Below are 2,229 nucleotides of genomic sequence, written 5' to 3'. Positions count from 1 at the left end.
AGGCGCTGCGGCGCGCGGCCCGGGCGGGGTAGGGGCGCCGCATCGCGAGGTCCGCGCAAGAGCGGATGCGGATGATGCACAAGCCAATGTCCGGCTTGAGCCCAGGAGGCGACATCCGCTGGAGCGACTTAGGTCACGAAAGTGGCCTCCGCGCCGAAGCTCGTAGGCCGTAAACCAAGTCCTTTACCGCCGCACTCCAACGCGATTGACGCCCCCATTTAAATTGCCTCCGGCGTTGTGACGGACAGCAGCACGCGCCACCGGACGAGGCCTAAGCACGACGCCGGCCCTTGCGACGCAACCTGCCGGATAGCCAACATACGTGCAGTAGATAACCGCCTCGGCGGGTGCCGGAGTGAGAGTGGCTCCGGCAAGCCCCAACAGGATGCTGGCTGCAATCCCGGAAACTGTCGCTGATCCGATCGAAAGACCCTTTCGCTGATGCATGGTGATCCTCCTCATTGCACTTGCGAACGTGACTGGTGTCGCCCAAGCCTCGGCTGAACCAACCTGAGTGCCAGGTGAGGTTTGGACCTTGATGTAGATCAACGGCGGCAGCACCTGGGCTTCATGCACAGGAGGACATTGTCGAGGGACCGGATCATCTTCCGCTTGTCCTCGAAGGCAGACATCCCGGATTCTGAGCGCACGCCTAGCTAGTGCTATTGCCGTCGCCCCGCTCGACACGTCCGCGCAGCGTCAAGTGCCGCGCGATCGGCATCAGCATGTAGGGCGCAAGATGAATTGGAAACTGCGTCATCGCGAAATACAGCCAGGTGGTGGGCGGCAATGCGCCGGCCGTTGCCGCCAGCATCAGGCCGAGATTGCGCTGTGACACCATCAGCCCGAGCGCCAGTGCGCGCTCATAGCCGATGCGGCGGAACAGCAGCGTGGTGATCGCGAGCAGCGTGAAGTAGATCGCGAAGGACAGAGCTGCGAGGCCGATCGTGAACATCGGCTGCGTAAGGAGGTCGCTCACGACGTCGCCCATGATCGCGGCCGCGAAGATGAAGAGGATGACGATGTTGAGACCGTCGATCGGCGTTTTTTGACGCTGGATCGCCTCGGCGCCGAAGATCCATCGGATGGCCGTCGCGGCCAATAGCGATACTGCCAGGATGCCGAGCAGTTTCAGGCCCAGCGTCAGCGGCGTGATGCTCAGCATGTCGCCGAGGAAGATGCCCGCGAACATCGATGCCGTGAAGGGCACCAGCGCGGTCGAGGTCACCAGGGTGATCAGCACGAGCGTGGCATCGAGACCCATCAGCGCGGCGAGGGCCGGGGAGGCCATCATCGGTGAGGCCATGCTCTGCAGCATCAGTGCGAGCGAAAGCCCGGGCGCGCGAGCCGTGAGCCCGGTTGCGTGCGCGATCAGTCCGACGATCAGCGGCACGCCGATCGTGGTCCAGGCCGTGGCAGTTGCAACCAGCGCCGGTCGGCGCAGATGGCTGTAGAGGGCGGCGAGATCGACCCGCATGAACGAGATGCAGAGCAGGCAGAGGATTGCCTCGGTGAGATAGGGACGAAGCAACGCGCCGAGCGGTGGCACCGCGGCCGCGATGAACACGACAGCGGCTACTCCGCGTGTGCCTTGGCTGCCGAGCCAGGTCAGGACACGCAGAGGGAGGGCGAGGGCAGGTGTGAGAATGGACGGCATCTCTACGAGGTTCGGTGCGTAGCCCGGATGAGCGCCGCGATATCCGGGACAAGTGCGTCAGTATGGTGAGAGCGGTCCCGCATGTCGCTGCGCTCATGCGGGCTACGGGACTGCCTTTAGCCCAATCCCTTCAACCACGCGCCGATCTCGCTGACGGCGACATTGGCCTGTGGCAACAGCTTGCCCATCGTGAAGAAGCCGTGGAACTGGCCGGGATAGTGCTTGGCGGTCACGGGCACGCCGGCTTGGCTGAGCCGCTCCGCGTATTCCTGGCCTTCGTCACGCAGGGGATCGGCGCCGACGGTCAGCACATGGGCCGGCGGCAGGCCGGCAAGGTTTTGCGCACGCGCCGGCGAAGCGCGCCAGTCATGGATGTCGGCGGCGCCATTGAGGTAGTGGTCGCGGAACCAGCGGATCACCGAATGCGTCAGCAACACGCTGGTCTCGGGCTCGCTGTGGGAGCCATGGGTCATGGCGAAATCGGTGGCTGGATAGATCAGCACCTGGCCCGCAAGCGCAGGGCCATTGCCGTCGCGCGCGGCCAGCGCCACGACCGCGGCGAGATTGCCGCC

General features: G+C 64.7%; 3 protein-coding genes. All 3 read right to left on the bottom strand.

Annotated features, from left to right (window positions below):
- Positions 1-183: 183 nt before the first annotated feature.
- Positions 184-447: a hypothetical protein gene (locus MOV75_RS35300; RefSeq protein ID WP_246931942.1), complete on the bottom strand. Its 264-nt coding sequence runs from the start codon at positions 445-447 to the stop codon at positions 184-186.
- Between the two features lie 205 nt (positions 448-652).
- On the bottom strand, positions 653-1,657 hold the full coding sequence (locus MOV75_RS35295; protein ID WP_246931944.1) for a Na+-dependent transporter: 1,005 nt from the start codon (positions 1,655-1,657) through the stop codon (positions 653-655).
- A gap of 116 nt (positions 1,658-1,773) precedes the next feature.
- Positions 1,774-2,229, bottom strand: a 456-nt coding sequence (locus MOV75_RS35290) for an alpha/beta hydrolase fold domain-containing protein (RefSeq protein ID WP_247007655.1), incomplete at its 5' end; no start/stop codon positions are given.

This window comes from Bradyrhizobium sp. PRIMUS42 (assembly GCF_023006515.1).
Lineage (GTDB): Bacteria > Pseudomonadota > Alphaproteobacteria > Rhizobiales > Xanthobacteraceae > Bradyrhizobium.
Note: the sequence above shows the minus strand (reverse complement) of the source record. Positions and strands in the feature narration are given on the sequence as shown.